General features: G+C 33.0%; 19 protein-coding genes. All 19 read left to right on the forward strand.

The window, feature by feature from the left end:
- The first annotated feature begins 239 nt into the window (after positions 1–239).
- Positions 240–1,352 carry a PTS sugar transporter subunit IIC gene (locus GMA06_RS01920; protein WP_163561512.1) on the forward strand — a complete coding sequence of 371 codons (1,113 nt, stop codon included), beginning with the start codon at positions 240–242 and terminating at the stop codon, positions 1,350–1,352.
- Positions 1,353–1,737: 385 nt separating this feature from the next.
- Positions 1,738–1,890 (forward strand): 50S ribosomal protein L33, encoded by a 153-nt coding sequence (gene rpmG / locus GMA06_RS01925; protein WP_163546467.1) that lies wholly within the window; start codon positions 1,738–1,740, stop codon positions 1,888–1,890.
- 38 nt (positions 1,891–1,928) lie between these two features.
- Positions 1,929–2,102, forward strand: a complete 174-nt coding sequence (gene secE, locus GMA06_RS01930) for a preprotein translocase subunit SecE (protein ID WP_163546468.1) — start codon at positions 1,929–1,931, stop codon at positions 2,100–2,102.
- Between the two features lie 84 nt (positions 2,103–2,186).
- Positions 2,187–2,918, forward strand: coding sequence for an ABC transporter ATP-binding protein (locus GMA06_RS01935; protein WP_163546469.1), 732 nt, complete (start codon positions 2,187–2,189; stop codon positions 2,916–2,918).
- Positions 2,915–4,111, forward strand: a complete 1,197-nt coding sequence (locus tag GMA06_RS01940; RefSeq protein WP_163561513.1) for an ABC transporter permease — start codon at positions 2,915–2,917, stop codon at positions 4,109–4,111. The genes GMA06_RS01935 and GMA06_RS01940 overlap by 4 nt, the downstream gene beginning before the upstream one ends.
- A gap of 29 nt (positions 4,112–4,140) precedes the next feature.
- Positions 4,141–4,932 (forward strand): phosphotransferase family protein, encoded by a 792-nt coding sequence (locus GMA06_RS01945; RefSeq protein WP_163546471.1) that lies wholly within the window; start codon positions 4,141–4,143, stop codon positions 4,930–4,932.
- 63 nt (positions 4,933–4,995) lie between these two features.
- Positions 4,996–5,643 carry a tRNA (guanosine(46)-N7)-methyltransferase TrmB gene (gene trmB / locus GMA06_RS01950; protein WP_163546472.1) on the forward strand — a complete coding sequence of 216 codons (648 nt, stop codon included), beginning with the start codon at positions 4,996–4,998 and terminating at the stop codon, positions 5,641–5,643.
- A gap of 205 nt (positions 5,644–5,848) precedes the next feature.
- Complete coding sequence (locus GMA06_RS01955; protein ID WP_163561514.1) at positions 5,849–6,553, forward strand: Bax inhibitor-1/YccA family protein; 705 nt, start codon at positions 5,849–5,851, stop codon at positions 6,551–6,553.
- 21 nt (positions 6,554–6,574) lie between these two features.
- Complete coding sequence (locus tag GMA06_RS01960) at positions 6,575–6,880, forward strand: hypothetical protein (protein ID WP_163561515.1); 306 nt, start codon at positions 6,575–6,577, stop codon at positions 6,878–6,880.
- A 151-nt stretch (positions 6,881–7,031) separates the two neighbouring features.
- A complete protein-coding gene (locus GMA06_RS01965; RefSeq protein ID WP_345940864.1) occupies positions 7,032–7,475 on the forward strand; it encodes a cytidine deaminase in 444 nt (147 codons plus the stop codon).
- Between the two features lie 15 nt (positions 7,476–7,490).
- Positions 7,491–8,126 carry an MBL fold metallo-hydrolase gene (locus GMA06_RS01970; protein WP_163561516.1) on the forward strand — a complete coding sequence of 212 codons (636 nt, stop codon included), beginning with the start codon at positions 7,491–7,493 and terminating at the stop codon, positions 8,124–8,126.
- On the forward strand, positions 8,123–9,049 hold the full coding sequence (locus GMA06_RS01975) for a hypothetical protein (protein WP_163561517.1): 927 nt from the start codon (positions 8,123–8,125) through the stop codon (positions 9,047–9,049). Before GMA06_RS01970 ends, GMA06_RS01975 begins: the two co-directional genes overlap by 4 nt.
- Positions 9,050–9,062: 13 nt before the next feature.
- The gene (gene lspA, locus GMA06_RS01980; RefSeq protein WP_163561518.1) at positions 9,063–9,509 is read left to right on the forward strand and encodes a signal peptidase II; all 447 of its coding nucleotides are present in this window, start codon (positions 9,063–9,065) and stop codon (positions 9,507–9,509) included.
- 3 nt (positions 9,510–9,512) lie between these two features.
- A complete protein-coding gene (locus GMA06_RS01985; protein ID WP_163561519.1) occupies positions 9,513–10,406 on the forward strand; it encodes an RluA family pseudouridine synthase in 894 nt (297 codons plus the stop codon).
- Between the two features lie 6 nt (positions 10,407–10,412).
- On the forward strand, positions 10,413–11,618 hold the full coding sequence (locus GMA06_RS01990) for a peptidoglycan bridge formation glycyltransferase FemA/FemB family protein (protein ID WP_163561520.1): 1,206 nt from the start codon (positions 10,413–10,415) through the stop codon (positions 11,616–11,618).
- 4 nt (positions 11,619–11,622) lie between these two features.
- On the forward strand, positions 11,623–11,985 hold the full coding sequence (gene crcB / locus GMA06_RS01995) for a fluoride efflux transporter CrcB (protein ID WP_205426154.1): 363 nt from the start codon (positions 11,623–11,625) through the stop codon (positions 11,983–11,985).
- Positions 11,982–12,881, forward strand: coding sequence for a glycerophosphodiester phosphodiesterase (locus GMA06_RS02000; protein WP_163561521.1), 900 nt, complete (start codon positions 11,982–11,984; stop codon positions 12,879–12,881). Before crcB ends, GMA06_RS02000 begins: the two co-directional genes overlap by 4 nt.
- Positions 12,882–13,505: 624 nt before the next feature.
- The gene (locus tag GMA06_RS02005) at positions 13,506–14,684 is read left to right on the forward strand and encodes an MFS transporter (protein ID WP_163561522.1); all 1,179 of its coding nucleotides are present in this window, start codon (positions 13,506–13,508) and stop codon (positions 14,682–14,684) included.
- 183 nt (positions 14,685–14,867) lie between these two features.
- A complete protein-coding gene (locus GMA06_RS02010) occupies positions 14,868–16,607 on the forward strand; it encodes a M3 family oligoendopeptidase (protein WP_163561523.1) in 1,740 nt (579 codons plus the stop codon).
- Positions 16,608–16,812: the final 205 nt, after the last annotated feature.

Raw genomic sequence — 16,812 nt, forward strand, 5'->3', positions numbered from 1 at the left:
CAATGATTTTTTATGTCGAATGTCACACTCTGATATGTTTTCATGATCAAATGTGATGTTTTTATCCTTTAATTGTAGTAAGATTTCTGTTATATTAGACATAGGCAATTTCTCCTTATTATTTGGTCGTACTTTTAATTTAAGAGAAAATTGCCTTTTTGTCTACATAAAATTAGGGTTGCTGGCTTATGCCATCAACCCTAAAAATTATACAGCCGAAAAAAGAAAGGACAGTGTATATGACACAATCAAAGAAATTAACAGTAGGACAATTTTTGACAAAGGTATTGAATGGGACAGCGATCGCTGTATTAGTTGGCTTAATTCCAAATGCGATTTTATCGGTTTTATTAACAAACCAACTTTTTAAAGGTAATGAGTTTATTCTCATGTGGCATACAGCAAATGTGCTTTTTCAAGCGGTTATTCCTGCTTTAATGGGGGCGTTAATTGCTTTTGAATTTGGATTTAAAGGATTAAAAGCTGCCTCTGTTGCAGCAGCAACGTATGTTGGTTCTGGAGTGACAACAAAAGCAGTTGTTGTGTCTAATTTATTGAAACAATCACAAGAACTAGGTAATGAAGAATTGATTAAAAATGCTAAAACGGTCGCAAATGGTTTTTTAACAGCTGGGACAGGTGACATTATTAATGCCATGTTGGTTGCGAGTCTAGGTGTTTTATTGCTTCTTGTTTTACAAGATAGACTAGGGTCATTAAATATTATTTTAATACCGATATTAAGTGTGTTGGTTTCTGTTATTGGATTATATACACTTCCGTATGTAAAAAGTATTACGACAGAAATAGGTGTTCTCATTAAAAACTTTACCGAATTACAACCGTATTTGATGAGTATATTGATTTGTGTGTCTTTTGCTATTTTGATTGTATCTCCAATTTCAACAGTTGCGATTGGTTTGGCAATTGGTTTGACAGGATTATCGGCAGGAGCATCTGCAATGGGAGTAGCTTCTACCACTATGGTATTGATTGTTCATTCGTTTACAGTCAATAAGCCAGGTGTGACGATTGCCGTAGCATTGGCTTCAATGAAAATGATGATGCCAAATGTTTTTAGACACCCAATCGTTTATATTAATATTGTCACAACAGCTGTTTTATGTGCGTTATTAGTGCCAACATTTCATATTGTCGGAACACCAGCAAGTGCAGGTTTTGGTTTAGTTGGGCTAACAGGTTTATTTGCTTCTATTGATGGAGGTTTATCGCCTATTTTGGCAGTGGTGTCTTGGATTTTTTTACCATTAGGTATTGCTATTTTAACACGTTATCTTTACACAAAAGTATGGCGTCTATATACACCAGAGGTATTTAAATTTGATGCATAAGTGGTATTTATCTACATTGACAATGGTGTTTTTTCTATTATGGGATAGTGATATTTTTGTTTCGTTGTAAATTGTTTAGGTGTGTTTATCGCTGAATTAACAGCAATCTCTTTTTATGTATTGAAATAAACAGGTTTATCACTAGATAATAATGCAATGTGTCATATTAGTTTTTTTATAGAAGTCATTACTCTTATGTATCTAATTATTGCTAGTTTGTTGATGATAATTGTTGGATATTTATACTATTGAGGTAAAGACATCATATAAAGTAATCTCTTCTTATTTTATGACGATTTTTCTGCATATTCATGATATAGAAGTTGACTTATGTTGTATAAATAGGTATGATAGGTAGGAGATTATATAGAGATGAGTGAGATGTGTGGTTCAACGTAAAACAGGTTTAGCGTGTACAGTGTGCGGACAGCGTAATTATACCGTTACACCAACTGAAAAAGGAAAAACAGTTCGTTTAGAAGTGAAGAAATTTTGCCGTTATTGTGCAAAACATACATTACACAAAGAAACAAAATAGGAAAGACACAAATAAGTTTGTCACAAAAGGAGTTTATTATGAAATTTTTAAAAAGTGTGTTTCAAGAAATGAAACTAGTCACTTGGCCAACAGGAAAAGAATTAGCAAGATTGACAGGAACAGTTGTTTCTAATGTGATTGCATTCGCATTATTTTTTGCAGTAGTGGATGCAGGCATTACAGCACTTGTACATTTATTATTATCATTTTAATTAAGAGAGTTAGGCAAAGTTCTCTCCAGATAATAGACAATGCTTTGTCTATTATCTGGTTTTTTTATTTGAAAAGGAGTTTGTATGTTAGAAATAAAAGCATTAACAGGTGGTTATACAAATTATGCGGTTTTAAAAAATGTCACATTTTCTGTTAATTCAGGAGAATTGGTTGCTTTGATTGGGCTAAATGGTGCAGGGAAAAGTACAACAATTAAGCATATTATCGGACTGATGAAACCTTTTTCTGGAGAAGTGACGATTAATGGAAAAACTGTGGAAATGGACGCAAAAGCCTATAGACAGCAAGTAACGTATATTCCAGAAACACCTATTTTATACCAAGAATTAACATTAAAAGAGCATCTTTTTGTCACAGGTTTTGCCTACGGCTTATCACAAGAGGAAGCGCTAGACAAAGCAAAACCCTATTTAGAAGCATTTGGTTTAATGGAAAAACTTGATTGGTTTCCTGCCTATTTTTCTAAAGGTATGAAACAAAAAGTTATGATTACATGTGCTTTCATGATTGATGCATCTGTTTATATCATTGATGAACCTTTTTTAGGATTAGATCCTCTAGCTATTCGTCATTTATTAACGATGATTGAAGATAAAAAGAAAAAAGGAGCAGCTGTTTTAATGTCTACACATGTCTTATCGACCGCAGAAAAACAATGCGATACATTTGTCTTTATTCATGACGGGATTATTCAAGCAGTTGGAAATTTACAAGCATTACAAGAACAATATCAAGTGCCAAATGCTTCTTTAGATGACTTGTATATTCAAATGGTAAATGAGGCGACAAAATGAATTTAGAAGGATTATTTAAAACGAGATTAGCCAATCATCAAAAGCGTTTAGCCAAGTATTTAAGGTATGTTTTTAATGATCATTTTGTATTGGTACTTATGATTGCCTTGGGAGGTATTGGGTTATCTTATGCACAATTTATTCAAACATTATCATTTACGCATGACCAAACAACCCTTGTTTTAATAGGCATTATCGCTATTTTGTCTTGCTTGACTTTATTCGGCAAATTAGCATTGCTTATTCAACCAGCAGACAAACACTTTTTAAGTACGCTAGAAAATGATTGGAAACCATATATTCATAAAAGTTTAGTGTATAGTTTGTGTTTACCTAGTTTTATTGCTATTTGTACGGTAGGCATATTGTATCCATTGTTTTTAAAAATGAACGTAGTTGTTTCTTTTGTTTTGTGTATTGTCATGATATTGTTAAAGTATGTTGATTTACTTAGACAAGTGTGGTTATTAAAACAAAATAGACCATTAAAGCAATGGCAAAGTGTTGTAGCGATGATGTTAAGTAGTGGTATTGTCTTTAGTCTGTATTTTTTTGTTAATATTTGGGCGAGTGTGATATGTGTTGGTTTATTTATTGGTATCATGCAGTATAGTCTACAAAAGGATACAGCATTGTATTATTGGGAGTATATTGTCGATACAGAAATCAAGCGAATGAATCAAATATACCGTTTATTACAATTATTTATTGATGTCCCGATTTTTGAAGAAACAGTAAAAAGACGACCATATTTAGATAAATGTTTTACAAAAACAACACGTCTTTATTATTATTTGTATGAACGTGCTTTTTTACGTGGAAAAGCAGAGTTGAGTATGTCGATGCAATTAATGGGGATGACAATTTTATTGAGATATTTATTTTCTAATGTATATTTGTATAGTGGTATACTCGTATGTATGCTATTTTTGACGGGCTATCAATTATTGCCGATGTATCAACATTTTTCAGGTCATATTTTATTAGAGATTGCACCTTATACAAAAGACGAAAAAAAACGTGATTTTCAAGCGTTTTTAAAGAAAATATTGGTAGTGCAGTTATTGGTAGCGAGTGTGTTGAGTATGCTCATAGCGTTCGATATTCGCTTAATGATAGGTATTTTGATAGGTATTGTGTTCATTTATATCATTTTTCCGTTGTATGTTCAAAGAAAACTTGATAAAATATAGAAGCAAAATTGAAGAAATAAGGGTATAACATGGATTATAGAATGGATTCAGAGTGGGATTTATATCCATTAGGTGGCGAAACGGGTCAGTCCTATATGGGTGTTAAAGGAAAACAAAATATATTTTTAAAACGAAACACAACACCATTTTTAGCGGCCGTTTCTACGGAGGGTATGACACCTAAATTATTATGGACAAAAAGAACGGTTCACGGCGAAGTGTTAACGGCTCAGGAATGGATTGATGCTAGACAATTAGACGAAGAAGAAATGGTTCAAATGGACGTTTTGAATTTAGTAAGAGATATTCATCAATCAGAACCTTTATTGAAAATGCTCAAACAAATTGACGGTAAAGTTTGCTCGCCAATGGATTGTTTGTCACTCTATGCAGAAGATTTGCAAACAGATTTAAGAACAAATCACTTTTTAAATGATGTTTACAATTATTTACAACAACGAGCAGTGATGTTGATAGATACACCAAAAACGGTGTGTCACGGCGATTTAAATCATCGTAATTTTCTATTAGAAAAAACAGGACGTTTGTATTTGGTTGATTGGGAAATGGTCAAACTTTGTGACCCAATGTTAGATATTGCCAATATTTTGTGTCAATATGTAGATAGAAAAGATTGGTTAACATGGATTGATGTTTATGGGCTAGAGATAAATCAAGACCTTATTGAGCGGTTAGAATGGTACGTGCTATACGATTGCTTGATAAGTATTAAGAAAAATCATTTCCAAGGTCGATACAGACAAATGAATAATAGTATTTTACTGATAAAAGATGTATTAAAACAAATAAGAAATCGTTAAAATGAGGGACTAGCAAATATGTTAGCCCCATTTTATATGGGAGAAAAGAGTAAGGAGTATAATATGCGATTAAGACATAAGCCGTGGGCAAAAGAAAAGATTGAACAACATCCACAATACGTTGTTCAACATCCAAAAGAATGGAAAGGTCGTTGGCACGAACGTTTTAATAATAACAATCCTATTCACATCGAAATTGGAACAGGAAAAGGTCAATTTATTGTGGGTATGGCAAAAGCTAATCCGACAATTAACTATATTGGTATTGAATTACAAACGAGTGTTGTAGTCGTAGCTTTAGATAAATTGATTGAAGAAGATTTACCAAACTTACAATTATTGCACATTAACGGAGGAGATGTGACAGAGTTTTTTGATAATGGGGAAGTGGATCGTATTTATTTAAACTTTAGTGATCCGTGGCCAAAGAAAAAACACGAAAAACGACGTTTAACTTACAAAACCTTTTTAGAAAGTGATGAACAAATTTTGGTTCCGAATGGTGAAATTCATTTCAAAACGGATAATCAAGGTTTGTTTGAGTATTCATTGGCAAGTTTTTCTCAATATGGCATGCACTTAAAACAAGTGTGGTTAGATTTGCATACGAGTGATTTTGAAGGCAATATTATGACAGAGTATGAACAAAAATTTTCGGCAAAAGGACAACGTATTTACCGTGTCGAAGCAGCTTTTGTGGAGAAAAAATAAAAATAAATTGACCCTAAAGTGAAAATAAGAGAGTATATCCATAAATATTTTTAAATACTAAAAACCCTTGACATCAACTTCTTCAAAACGTTGATGTCAAGGGTTTTTCGATTCTATCATACCGTGTCGATGGATAAAGAAGAAATGAAATTGATAAAAAGATGTATCTTTGTTATACTGATTGAAAGCGAAAGAGAGGTAAGGTATGGAACACCAAACAATTTATTCTGTGGAACAAGAAAGAGGACTAAACCGATTTGTTGCAAGGACGTTTTTATGGATGATGATTGGGTTAGCCATTAGTACGCTTTCAGCGTATATGCTACTCAAAACAAAGGTTTTATTTTATCACATCGTTTCCAATTCATTTTTTTATTATGGTATTTTTATGATTGAAATTATGTTAGCTTATTCGCTACGCATCAATTTAGAAAAAATCGAAAATAAAATGTCTTATATTGTGAAATTTATCGTGTATTCGATACTGACTGGTGTGACATTTGCTGTGGTGGGTGCTTTATATGAACCGATGAGCATTGTCTATGCGCTCGTGTCAACTATTCCTTTGTTTGCTATGTTAGCCATTTATGGTTATACAACAAACCGAGATTTAACAAAAATAGGAACAATTGCAAGACCTATTATGATTGGGTTAATCATTTCTATTCTGATGAATGGCTTACTTTTCAAAAGTAATTTTATTGAGTTGATGATTTCTATTGTTGTATTATTAATATTTTCAGGTTTAACAGCGTATGATATGCAAAAAATTAAAGCAGTGTATCTTTATTTTGAAAACCAACCACACGTACACAACTCACTTATTGTATCTTGTGCATTGGAATTATATTTAGATTTCATCAATATGTTTATATCTGTTTTAAATATTTTTGGTAAATTAAAAGATTAGATTATATCGGAAAGGATATATATGAAAAAAATTATAAAATATGCAACAGCTTTGAGTACGATTGTGTTAGCCGGAACGGCGTATCAATATAAAAAACAACTGGACAAACAACATTTATGTGATACGATTTTATCAAATGCCAAAACAGATAGTCGATTACAAGGTCATATTGTCGGTTCGTTTATCAACATGACAAAAGAGTATTCAGATGTTTTTGATATGAATGTTTTTGTGGGTGGTGTGACAACGACACAATACACATACGATTTTGTTGCCGATGCACAAACTGGTGCTTTACTAGCATTACATCAACAAATTCGCCTGTAATGTTTAGGGCTGATGAAACAGGCAAATCGAATACGTGTTATCCATTTATGATAAGGGATATGCACACCATAAAAGTGGTAAACTGACATTAAAAACGTCAGTTTACCACTTTTGCATATTAGAGTGATTTTTTAGTTTTCACGTATGATTTATGGTATACTATAACAACAAAACAGTTAAAGGTAGGGATATTGTGATGACAAAAGAAGAATTGATGACATACGCACAAGAAGCATTACAACATGCGTATTGCCCATATTCAAATTTTCCAGTAGGTGCAGCGATTTTGTATAAAGACGGAACAGTGATTAAAGGTGCGAATATTGAAAATGTATCCTTTGGTGCCACAAGTTGTGCAGAGCGTAGTGCTTTATTTGCTGGAGCGTCACAAGGATATCGTAAAGGCGATATTGTGGCGATTGCTGTGGCAGGGAAAACAGAGGATTACTTACCACCATGTAATATTTGTCGACAAGCCTTAGTTGAATTTTGTTCTCCAGAAACACCTGTTTATTTAGTGAATGGAGATAATGATATTTTAAGTTTAACATTAAATGATTTAGTACCGTATTCATTTACTAAATTAGATATGTAAGAAAGGATTTTATATATGATTGTTTATAAAATACCGACAGGTTTATTATCTGAAAATGTTTATTTTGTTGTTAAAGACAATAAAGACACATTGATTTTTGATCCTGGTGCTCAACCAGAAGATTTATTAGCATTTATCCAAGAACATGATTTAAATCCCGTTGCGATTGCTTTAACACATGCACATTATGATCACATAGGAGCATTAGATGAGGTACGCAATGTTTACCCAGTGCCTGTATACATGCATCATATTGAAAAAGACTTTTTAAGCAATCCTGTTTTAAATTTATCAAGTAGACATGAACCACTTTCTGTGAGAGAAGCAGACGTTTTATTCAAAGAAATGGGAGAAGTTTCTATCGAGGGATTTGATTGTCGTATTGAACATGTACCGGGGCACTCTCCGGGTAGTACGGTTTATCTATTTGAAAAAGACGGTTTTGCCATTGTCGGTGACACACTATTTAAAGGTGGTTGTGGCAGAACAGATTTACCGTCAAGTAGTTCTCATGCAGAACTTATGGAAGGTATAAATAAGCATTTAATGACACTGCCAGATAACACTGTTATTTTATCTGGACATGGTGACCAAACAACCATTCAACAAGAACGTGTTACGAACCCTTACTTAAACGGAGTGACACGATGAACATTATTCGCTTTCCGAAAAATAAAGATGTTTTCTTACAAAAAGCAACGCAATCTTTTGAAGAAGCAAATATGACTGAAGCCATTCTCTATATGGAAAAAGCCATTCAAGAAACAAAAGATACATCTTTATATACGATCTATATTGCGACATTATTGGAAAGTCATGAATTGGATAAGGCTTTAGCATTTTTTAAGACATACTTACCTAATATACAACAAGAAACACAGGATATAGAGTGGGACAGCTTGTACATTCGTTTATTATTAGAGTTGTGGGACTTAGAAACAGCTGCGTCTACATTAGAAAAAAAGACAGCTTATTATGAACAATATGGATTATCCACATATCAATTAGAGGTTCTGTCACAACGTTTAAATCAACAACATATCGCATTAAAAAATGAAGAGGAAGAAATGCAACAACAGTTGATGATGCAACTCGAAAAAGTTGAAGCATTATCTTTTTTAGAGCAACGTTCTTTATTGCCAATGCTCAATATACTATCTGCTGATGCGTATATAGAACAAGCCATGTATTTATTGTGTACAAAACAGTTTCATCCACTCTTGAAATCTTATTTGCTGGAAATGTTATGTGAACGCCAATACACACAAGACATAGACATGGTGTGGTTTGGCGAAAAACAGAGTGTGTCGTTAACGCAACTTGTGCCGGTTTTGGAGCATCCTATATATCAATGCATGGATAAATATGTCGACAATATGGCGATTGATGAACAAAATAAACAAGTGTTACAACAAAATATATTGTTGTACGTGTCGATGTTATATCCTTTTATAGAGCGTGTCATTGACGATGAAGTGGCATTTGTTCATGCTTTACAAGAAAAACATGTAGCAGAAAAACAACATGTATGGATTGACCGTTTAGAAAAAGAAATTCAAAAAATGACGATGTAAAAGAGGTGAAAAAATGATAGGTTATTATATTGGGATTTTGTTACTCATTGGTTTGGATCAAGTTGTGAAATATTGGATTGTACAAACTTTCCCATTACATACAGGGCAAACGCTTATAGATGGTGTTGTGTCTTTATACCATATCCAAAACAAAGGAGCAGCATGGGGAATATTATCTGGTAATATGTTATTTTTTACCATTATGACGATTGTTGTTCTTGTCGGTTTAATGTATTGGATACACCGTCAAAAACGTGGACGTCTTGAAAAAATGATTTACATGTTCATTTTTGCCGGTGCTATTGGGAATTTCATTGATAGATTACGATTAGGTTATGTCGTTGATATGATTAAAGTGGATTTTATTGATTTTCCTATATTCAATGTTGCCGATATTTGTTTGACATTTGGCGCAGTGCTACTCATTTTATACATGATTTTAGATTCAAGAAAAGGATAAATTATGAAAGAAACAAAGATTGTCACCAATCAAACAGAACGTTTGGATAAAGTGATACAAGAATGGTTAACGATAAGCCGTTCACAAATTCAACAACTTATTAAATTAGAACAAGTAATGGTGAATGGAAAACTAGAAAAAGCCAATTATAAAGTTAAAGAAAATGACGTGATTGAGGTATCTATTTTTGAAGAGGAACCGATTGACGTTATACCTGAAAATATTCCGATTGAAATTGTGTATCAAGATACCGATGTTGTTGTCATTAACAAGGCAAAAGGAATGGTTGTGCATCCGTCACGAGGGCATGAAACAGGTACTTTAGTCAATGCTTTGTTGTATCATATAAGTTCGCTATCCACTGGAACGGGTCATGTACGACCGGGTATTGTACACCGTATTGATAAAGACACGACAGGTTTATTGGTGGTGGCTAAACATAATGATGCACACCAATTTTTAGCCAATCAATTAAGAAAGCACACCATGGAAAGACAATATGTTGCTTTAGTGCATGGAGTGATTGAACATGAAACAGGAACGATTGATGCGCCTATTGCACGTGATAAACAAGATAGATTGAAATTTTCTGTTCAAAAAGACGGTAAGCATGCCGTTACCCACTTTAAAGTACTCGAAAGGTTTGATGATAAAACATTGGTTTTGTTACATTTAGAAACTGGACGAACACATCAAATTCGTGTACACATGAATTTTATAGGGCACTCACTTGTGGGGGATCCTCTATATAGTCCGTATGAGGAAGATAAAACGCAAGGACAATATTTGCATGCGAAAACATTAGGATTTATACATCCAAAAAGTAAAGAAGTATTGTCGTTTACAACTGAATTACCAGAACAGTTTCAAGCGTATTTAGAAACATTAAGAAAGTAGGTTTATATGTATACATTTAAAACAGATATTGATGAACAATCGTACGATATATTTGTTGAACAACACCCAATGGGAAATTTATTACAAACAGCTAAGTGGGCAAGTGTAAAATCAGAATGGCAGTCTGTACGTACAGCTGTTTATCAAGATAACCAAATGGTCGGAGCAGCTTTGATTTTAATTCGTACCATTAAAGGTTTTAAATTTGGGTACATACCAAGAGGACCAATTATCGACTACGATAATCAAGCATTAGTTTCTTTTTATATGAATGAATTAAATCAATTTGCTAAAAAGAATAAATGGTTATTTATTAAATTTGACCCAAGAATTGTACGTAAATCGGCACCATTTAAAGTGTTTCCAAGCTCCCCCGTCTTATCTGATAGTTTAGAAAAAGTAAATACACTCACACAAAAAGGTATTCGCTATTTAGGGTTAACAACGTCTTTATATGACACCGTGCAACCAAGATTTGAAGCCATTCTCGATGTCGAGCAGTTTGATGAAAAAGCACTCTCATCAAAAGTCCGAAATTGTATCAAAGCATCTCGTAAAAGAGATGTTGTCATCACGTCTTATGATGAGGAGGGTGCGGATTTGTTAAATCACGTCATTCAAAAGACAATGGCACGTAAACATATTCAGTTAAGAGGTGCAGATTATTTCCGTTTAATTAAACAGTTATACCAAGATAAAGCTGATTTTTCCATTGCTGAAATGGACGTCGCAACAGCTACATCACAATTAAAGGATAAAATCAATGCATTGACGACTCAAATGACGTCTGGAAATTATCGTGAACGCAAAGTTAAATTGTTACAGGAAGAATTAACTTTATTAGAAAAACGTCTGTCTGATTTAAACGCCATGCCTGTTGAGGATAAAGCCATTATGTCAGGTGGTTTATCTGTTGGATGTGGACATGTATTAGAACAAATTTACGCGGGGTTCGATGAACAGTATAAACAATTTTACCCACAATATTTATTGTATGTATCCTTTGTTGAATACGCCAAAAAACAGGGATACACACGTGTTAATTTGGGTGGTATTGAAAATAATCTTGAAGGTGGACTTATTCGATTTAAAGCAAAATTTAATCCCATTATTGAAGAATATGTTGGGGAGTTTGATTTAGTCGTATCGCCACTTTATTATGCGGTTCAATTTGCTTTAAACATGCGAAAACGTCTGAAAAAGAAAGGGTAGTATTATGGATATTTTATTGATTGGTTTAGGCGGTGGTATTGGAGCGATTTGTCGCTATGGTCTTAGCGTATGGTTGCCTTTTACAACAACATTCCCACTTAAAACACTTTGTATCAATATTATCGGTAGCTTTATTTTAGGTGTTTGTATGGGGTACTCAAAACAACTCAATAAAAAATGGCTACTCTTTTTAACCACCGGATTATGCGGAGGATTTACAACATTTTCAACATTCGCCTTTGAAACATTTCAATTATACACTCTAGGTAAGTACATGATGATTGCACTGTATCTTTTATGCAGTATCACACTATCATTGCTAGCTGTCGGAGTAGGATATATGTTAGGCGCAAAAGGAGTACAATGAAAAAACGATATATCTTTTTAGGTTTTGTGATTGTGTATACAGTGCTACAATTTATTGCCATATCTCCCGAGAAGCCACTGGCTTATAAATTTAAAGCAAAAAATGGAATACCGCTCGTCATTGCACATGGAGGAGCTAAAAAACTATTTCCAGAAAATACAATATATGCTTTTGAACAAGCTATGGCACTAGGCGTAGATGCCTTGGAATTAGATTTAAGACTAACCAAGGATAATATTGTCGTAACACATCATAACGAAACGATTGATGAAACAAGTGATGGCACTGGACGTGTTATCGACTATACGTATGACGAGTTAAAAAATTTTAACTTTGGTGCAAAATTTGTTGATCCCGAAGGGAAAATGCCCTTTCAACAAAAACACGAAAAAGTTATTCCAATGACTTTAGACGACTTATTTGCGACATACGCCAAGAAAACATTATTTATTATTGAAATAAAAGATGAGGGCGAAGCAGGCAAAGAGGTTGCACGTCAAATTAAGAAACTGATTGAGAAATATGATATTGTAGAAGATGTTAGTGTCGCAAGTTTTATTCAGAGTAATTTAGCTTACTATCGCTCAATCAAAGACCCAAAAAGTCACACAAGTATGAGTGAAGAAGATGCAAAAACAAGTGTCTATTCTATGTATGGAGGTTACGACTTCTTTATGCACTACGGAGTAGAGGGAGCACAATTTCCAACATTTGAAACAGTCCCTCTTGATACGGACTATTTGATTTGGAAACTGAAAAAACATAATATGTTTGTCCAATATTGGACGATTGACGATGAAGAAACAATGACCACCCTTATTCAAAAAGGCGTGGATGGTATCATGTCCGACAGACCCGATATTTTAAAAAAAGTCATACAACAAATGAAAAAATAAATTGGCTTATAGTGAAGTCAAAAAAAGAGTTAACGAAACCATTACCACGGTTTCGTTAACTCTTTTTTCTATGTGTCATATATAAACCGACAAATGTAGCATTGGATATGCTGAAAAGATTAAATCAATAACGTTTTTAGCGTTTGACAAGAAGAAACCGATATTATGAAAGAAATAGTGTGGTTTTTATGGCGTATTATGATAAAAATTTAGTAAGGGGTACCTTAAAATGCATTATTTTTATTTAAATTAAGGTTATTTTATCGTTTTAGTGAAAAAATGTTGACTTATAAAAGTAGAATGATATTATTTTTGTAGATATAACAGCTTTTTGATAGAGATAACGGAGTGAATTGGCTCATATAAATGGGGATATTTAAAGAGCTAGTCTATTTGAAAAATCTTTAAAAAAGAACAGCGTGGGGTACATCAAAACGTATGATACATCGAAAAAACGATATGATATAAATTATTTTTGGAAGAAAATATTGTATGGCTATGATGAAACAGTATGATGATATGTAGAGGTCGGATTGTAGCATAATCATCACCATCATTTTGATGTCAAAGAAAAGGAAGAATGAAAATTATCTTTGTAAAATAAATGATTAGGAGGAAATGGAAATGTTAATTAATAAAAATTTTACAAAACTATGGTTTGGGAGATTGATGAGCAATTATGGAGATAGTGTTGTGTATATTGTATTGATATGGTATATCATGCAAAATACACAAGATATGTTTTGGGTAGGAGCCCTTAATGCAGCTGCTTTTGCTCCGACAATGCTCTCTTTTTTATTTGGTAATTTAATTGATAGACATAAAAAGGGTAAAATACTTGTCATACTAGAATTGGGACAAGCGTTAGGAAATCTCATGATTTTATTTGCGATGTTTTGTTTACCTATTATGCCACTTCTTTTATGTGCTATCGTCTTTTTTTCTTGTATGTTTAGTATGAATACGTATCCTGTGCAAGATGCGTTTGTTCCACTTTTAGTGAAAGAAGAAAAATTAGAAGCGGCACAATCCTATATGTCTATTGGTTATAAAATAGCAGATTATTTATTTAATGGGACGATTGGATTTGTATTAAAAATGATTAGTCCTATAGTATTGTTGTTGTCTTCAATAGGAAGTTTTTTATTATCTGCAACTTTATTTCAAAAGATTGATTGCAAAGAAGAAATAAAAGAGTTACATCATGAAAAGTCAGAATCCGTTTTTGAAGGATTTAAAATTATTTTTTCAAATCCACTATTAAGAATGTTGACGATATCTTCTGCGATTTGTAATTTTGGATTTTCAGGATTTAATGTGTATACTGCACAAATTTCTAAAAGTTTAAATGACCCTACTTTATTAGGCTTAATTAGTGCGATGTTATCTGTAGGCTGTCTTTTTGGCAGTACATTTATTGTTCATAAAGTATTGAAAGGGATGGCGACTTATCAAAAAATGATAATCGGGTACTGTTTTTTTGGATTTTGTATGGCAATAATGTCCTTTTTTGTTAGTGGATATTGGACAGTACTAGCAGGTATGTTAGTATCGGGCTTTTTTCTGGGAATTGTTCAAACTGTTACGACACCTATTATCCAATCTTCTATTCCAAACGAGCAATTAGGGAAAGTATTTGCCACACAAGGAACAATATCTGTGGGGATTATGCCAGTATCATCATTGATATGGGGGGTTCTAGCTAATTATATTTCTGTTGATATATTTTTTGTGATATTCGGTATCATCTATGTAAGTTGTTCAGCAATATTTTTCTATCAACGAAATAAAGTTGTTTCATAACAATAAGAATGTGATAACCTCCTTTTAGGAGGGTTTTTTCTTTTATAAAAGAATTTATTATAAATCGCACACCACATAGAAGATGTCACTCACTACGATGCTATTTTAGAGATTGGCAATCGTTGAACTATCGAGTTTAGACAATTTATGATATACTAACAAAAAAGAAATTGGAGGGATTATATGAGCGGAGAATGGTCTTTAAAAGAATTATATGAAAGCTACGACTCACCAGAATATAAACAAGATTTAGAAAAATTAGAAAGTCTATATCAATCATTAGGCGATTTAACACTAGTGGATAATTTAGAAACAATCAAACAAGTTATCTCATACTTAGAAGAAACAAATATACTAGGCTCAAAATTGTATGCTTACTCTTCTTTACAATTAGCTGTGAATACAACAGATACAGTGAGTTTACAAGCTAATAGTAAAGTACAAAAATTATTTTCAAAATATGCTAAAGTACATGCTAAAATCAATAAATTTTTAGGTAGCATAGAAACAGATATATCAGCAGATGCACATTTAAGTCAATATGCATTCTTGTTTGAACAAGCTAAAAAAGAGTACAAACATTTATTATCAGATGATGTAGAAGAAGTTATCTCGACAATGAATTTAAGTGCTGGTAATTCATGGAGTCAATTACAAGAATTTTTAACATCAACAGTTGAAACAGAATTTGACGGTAAATCAGTTACATTAAGTGAAATTCGTAACCTTGCCTATGATGAAAGCCAAGACGTGAGAAAACGTGCATACGAAGCTGAATTAGAAATGTATCGTACCATTAAAGAACCAGTAGCATTTGCCTTAAACAATATTAAATCGCAAGTGAATGACATTACAAAATTAAGAGGATACGACAGTCCTTTAGATGCTACTTTACAAGCATCATGGATGAGTAAAGAAACATTAGATGCATTACTAGAAGCAATTAAAGATTCTCTACCTGCATTCCGTCGCTACTTAAAACATAAAGCAACATTACTAGGTCATACGAATGGTTTACCGTTTTATGATTTATTTGCACCAATCGGAAAAGGTGCAAGCCGTACATTTACAGTAGAAGAATCAAAAGAGTATTTAATGAAACATTTTTCTAAATTCTCTAAAGACTTGGCAGATATGGTAGAGGAATTTTATGATAATCACTATATTGACATGTTCCCTAGAAAAGGAAAAGTCGGTGGAGCGTTCTGTTACAATTTACCATTTATCAAACAATCTCGTGTAATGATGAATTTTGACGGTTCTTTAAACAATGTTGTAACAATGGCACATGAATTAGGACATGCTTATCACGGTTTACACATGCAAGAGCATCTACCATTGAGTTGGGAATACTCAATGCCGGTTGCCGAAACAGCCTCTACATTTAATGAAGCATTGATTATGAGAAGTGTGATTGCTGAAGCAAGTGACGAAGAAAAAGCAAGTCTTATTGAATCAGAATTACAAGATACAACACAAATTATTGTCGATATTTACTCACGTTACTTGTTCGAAAGTGCTGTATTTGAACAACGTAAAGAAAAATTTATGTTCTCTAAAGATTTAGAAGACATCATGTTAAACGCACAAAAAGAAGCGTATGGTGACGGATTAGATGAAAATGCAATGCACCCATATATGTGGTTATGTAAAGGACATTACTATTCAGCTGGTTTAAGTTTTTACAACTTCCCTTATGCATTTGGAGGACTATTCTCTAAAGGTTTATATGCGATGTATTTAGAACAACCAGAGGGATTTGTTGAAAAATACCAAGCGATGCTTTATGCAACAACAGTAACAACAGCCGAAGACACAGCAAAAACAATGGGCGTTGATTTAACGAAAAAAGAATTTTGGGCAAAAGCACTTGGACAAGTTGAAGAAAAAATTGATGAATTTATTCGTTTAACAAGCAAATAATAAAGTTCGAGAAAAGCAACTAGAGAGCACGGAAGTGCTCTCTAGTTGCTTTTTTGTGCTCTTTGAAAAAGAGAGGAGTAGTTTTTAATATATTTTGCATAATAAACAAAAAAATTATGCAAAAAACTAGACTTTTTAGGACAAAGAAAATGTTATGCTCTTAATAAAAAACATAAGAGAAATCAGTGAAAAAACGTTTATAAAT

The organism is Granulicatella sp. zg-84 (assembly GCF_010892375.1).
Taxonomy (GTDB): Bacteria; Bacillota; Bacilli; order Lactobacillales; family Aerococcaceae; genus WM01.

What these genes read in the sequence shown, in the direction of transcription:
- GMA06_RS01920 (WP_163561512.1), top strand. Translation starts at nt 240, where the DNA reads ATGACACAATCAAAGAAATTAACAGTAGGACAATTTTTGACAAAGGTA.
- secE (WP_163546468.1), top strand. Translation starts at nt 1,929, where the DNA reads ATGAAATTTTTAAAAAGTGTGTTTCAAGAAATGAAACTAGTCACTTGG.
- GMA06_RS01935 (WP_163546469.1), top strand. Translation starts at nt 2,187, where the DNA reads ATGTTAGAAATAAAAGCATTAACAGGTGGTTATACAAATTATGCGGTT.
- GMA06_RS01940 (WP_163561513.1), top strand. Translation starts at nt 2,915, where the DNA reads ATGAATTTAGAAGGATTATTTAAAACGAGATTAGCCAATCATCAAAAG.
- GMA06_RS01945 (WP_163546471.1), top strand. Translation starts at nt 4,141, where the DNA reads ATGGATTATAGAATGGATTCAGAGTGGGATTTATATCCATTAGGTGGC.
- trmB (WP_163546472.1), top strand. Translation starts at nt 4,996, where the DNA reads ATGCGATTAAGACATAAGCCGTGGGCAAAAGAAAAGATTGAACAACAT.
- GMA06_RS01955 (WP_163561514.1), top strand. Translation starts at nt 5,849, where the DNA reads ATGGAACACCAAACAATTTATTCTGTGGAACAAGAAAGAGGACTAAAC.
- GMA06_RS01960 (WP_163561515.1), top strand. Translation starts at nt 6,575, where the DNA reads ATGAAAAAAATTATAAAATATGCAACAGCTTTGAGTACGATTGTGTTA.
- GMA06_RS01965 (WP_345940864.1), top strand. Translation starts at nt 7,032, where the DNA reads ATGGTATACTATAACAACAAAACAGTTAAAGGTAGGGATATTGTGATG.
- GMA06_RS01970 (WP_163561516.1), top strand. Translation starts at nt 7,491, where the DNA reads ATGATTGTTTATAAAATACCGACAGGTTTATTATCTGAAAATGTTTAT.
- GMA06_RS01975 (WP_163561517.1), top strand. Translation starts at nt 8,123, where the DNA reads ATGAACATTATTCGCTTTCCGAAAAATAAAGATGTTTTCTTACAAAAA.
- lspA (WP_163561518.1), top strand. Translation starts at nt 9,063, where the DNA reads ATGATAGGTTATTATATTGGGATTTTGTTACTCATTGGTTTGGATCAA.
- GMA06_RS01985 (WP_163561519.1), top strand. Translation starts at nt 9,513, where the DNA reads ATGAAAGAAACAAAGATTGTCACCAATCAAACAGAACGTTTGGATAAA.
- GMA06_RS01990 (WP_163561520.1), top strand. Translation starts at nt 10,413, where the DNA reads ATGTATACATTTAAAACAGATATTGATGAACAATCGTACGATATATTT.
- crcB (WP_205426154.1), top strand. Translation starts at nt 11,623, where the DNA reads ATGGATATTTTATTGATTGGTTTAGGCGGTGGTATTGGAGCGATTTGT.
- GMA06_RS02000 (WP_163561521.1), top strand. Translation starts at nt 11,982, where the DNA reads ATGAAAAAACGATATATCTTTTTAGGTTTTGTGATTGTGTATACAGTG.
- GMA06_RS02005 (WP_163561522.1), top strand. Translation starts at nt 13,506, where the DNA reads ATGTTAATTAATAAAAATTTTACAAAACTATGGTTTGGGAGATTGATG.
- GMA06_RS02010 (WP_163561523.1), top strand. Translation starts at nt 14,868, where the DNA reads ATGAGCGGAGAATGGTCTTTAAAAGAATTATATGAAAGCTACGACTCA.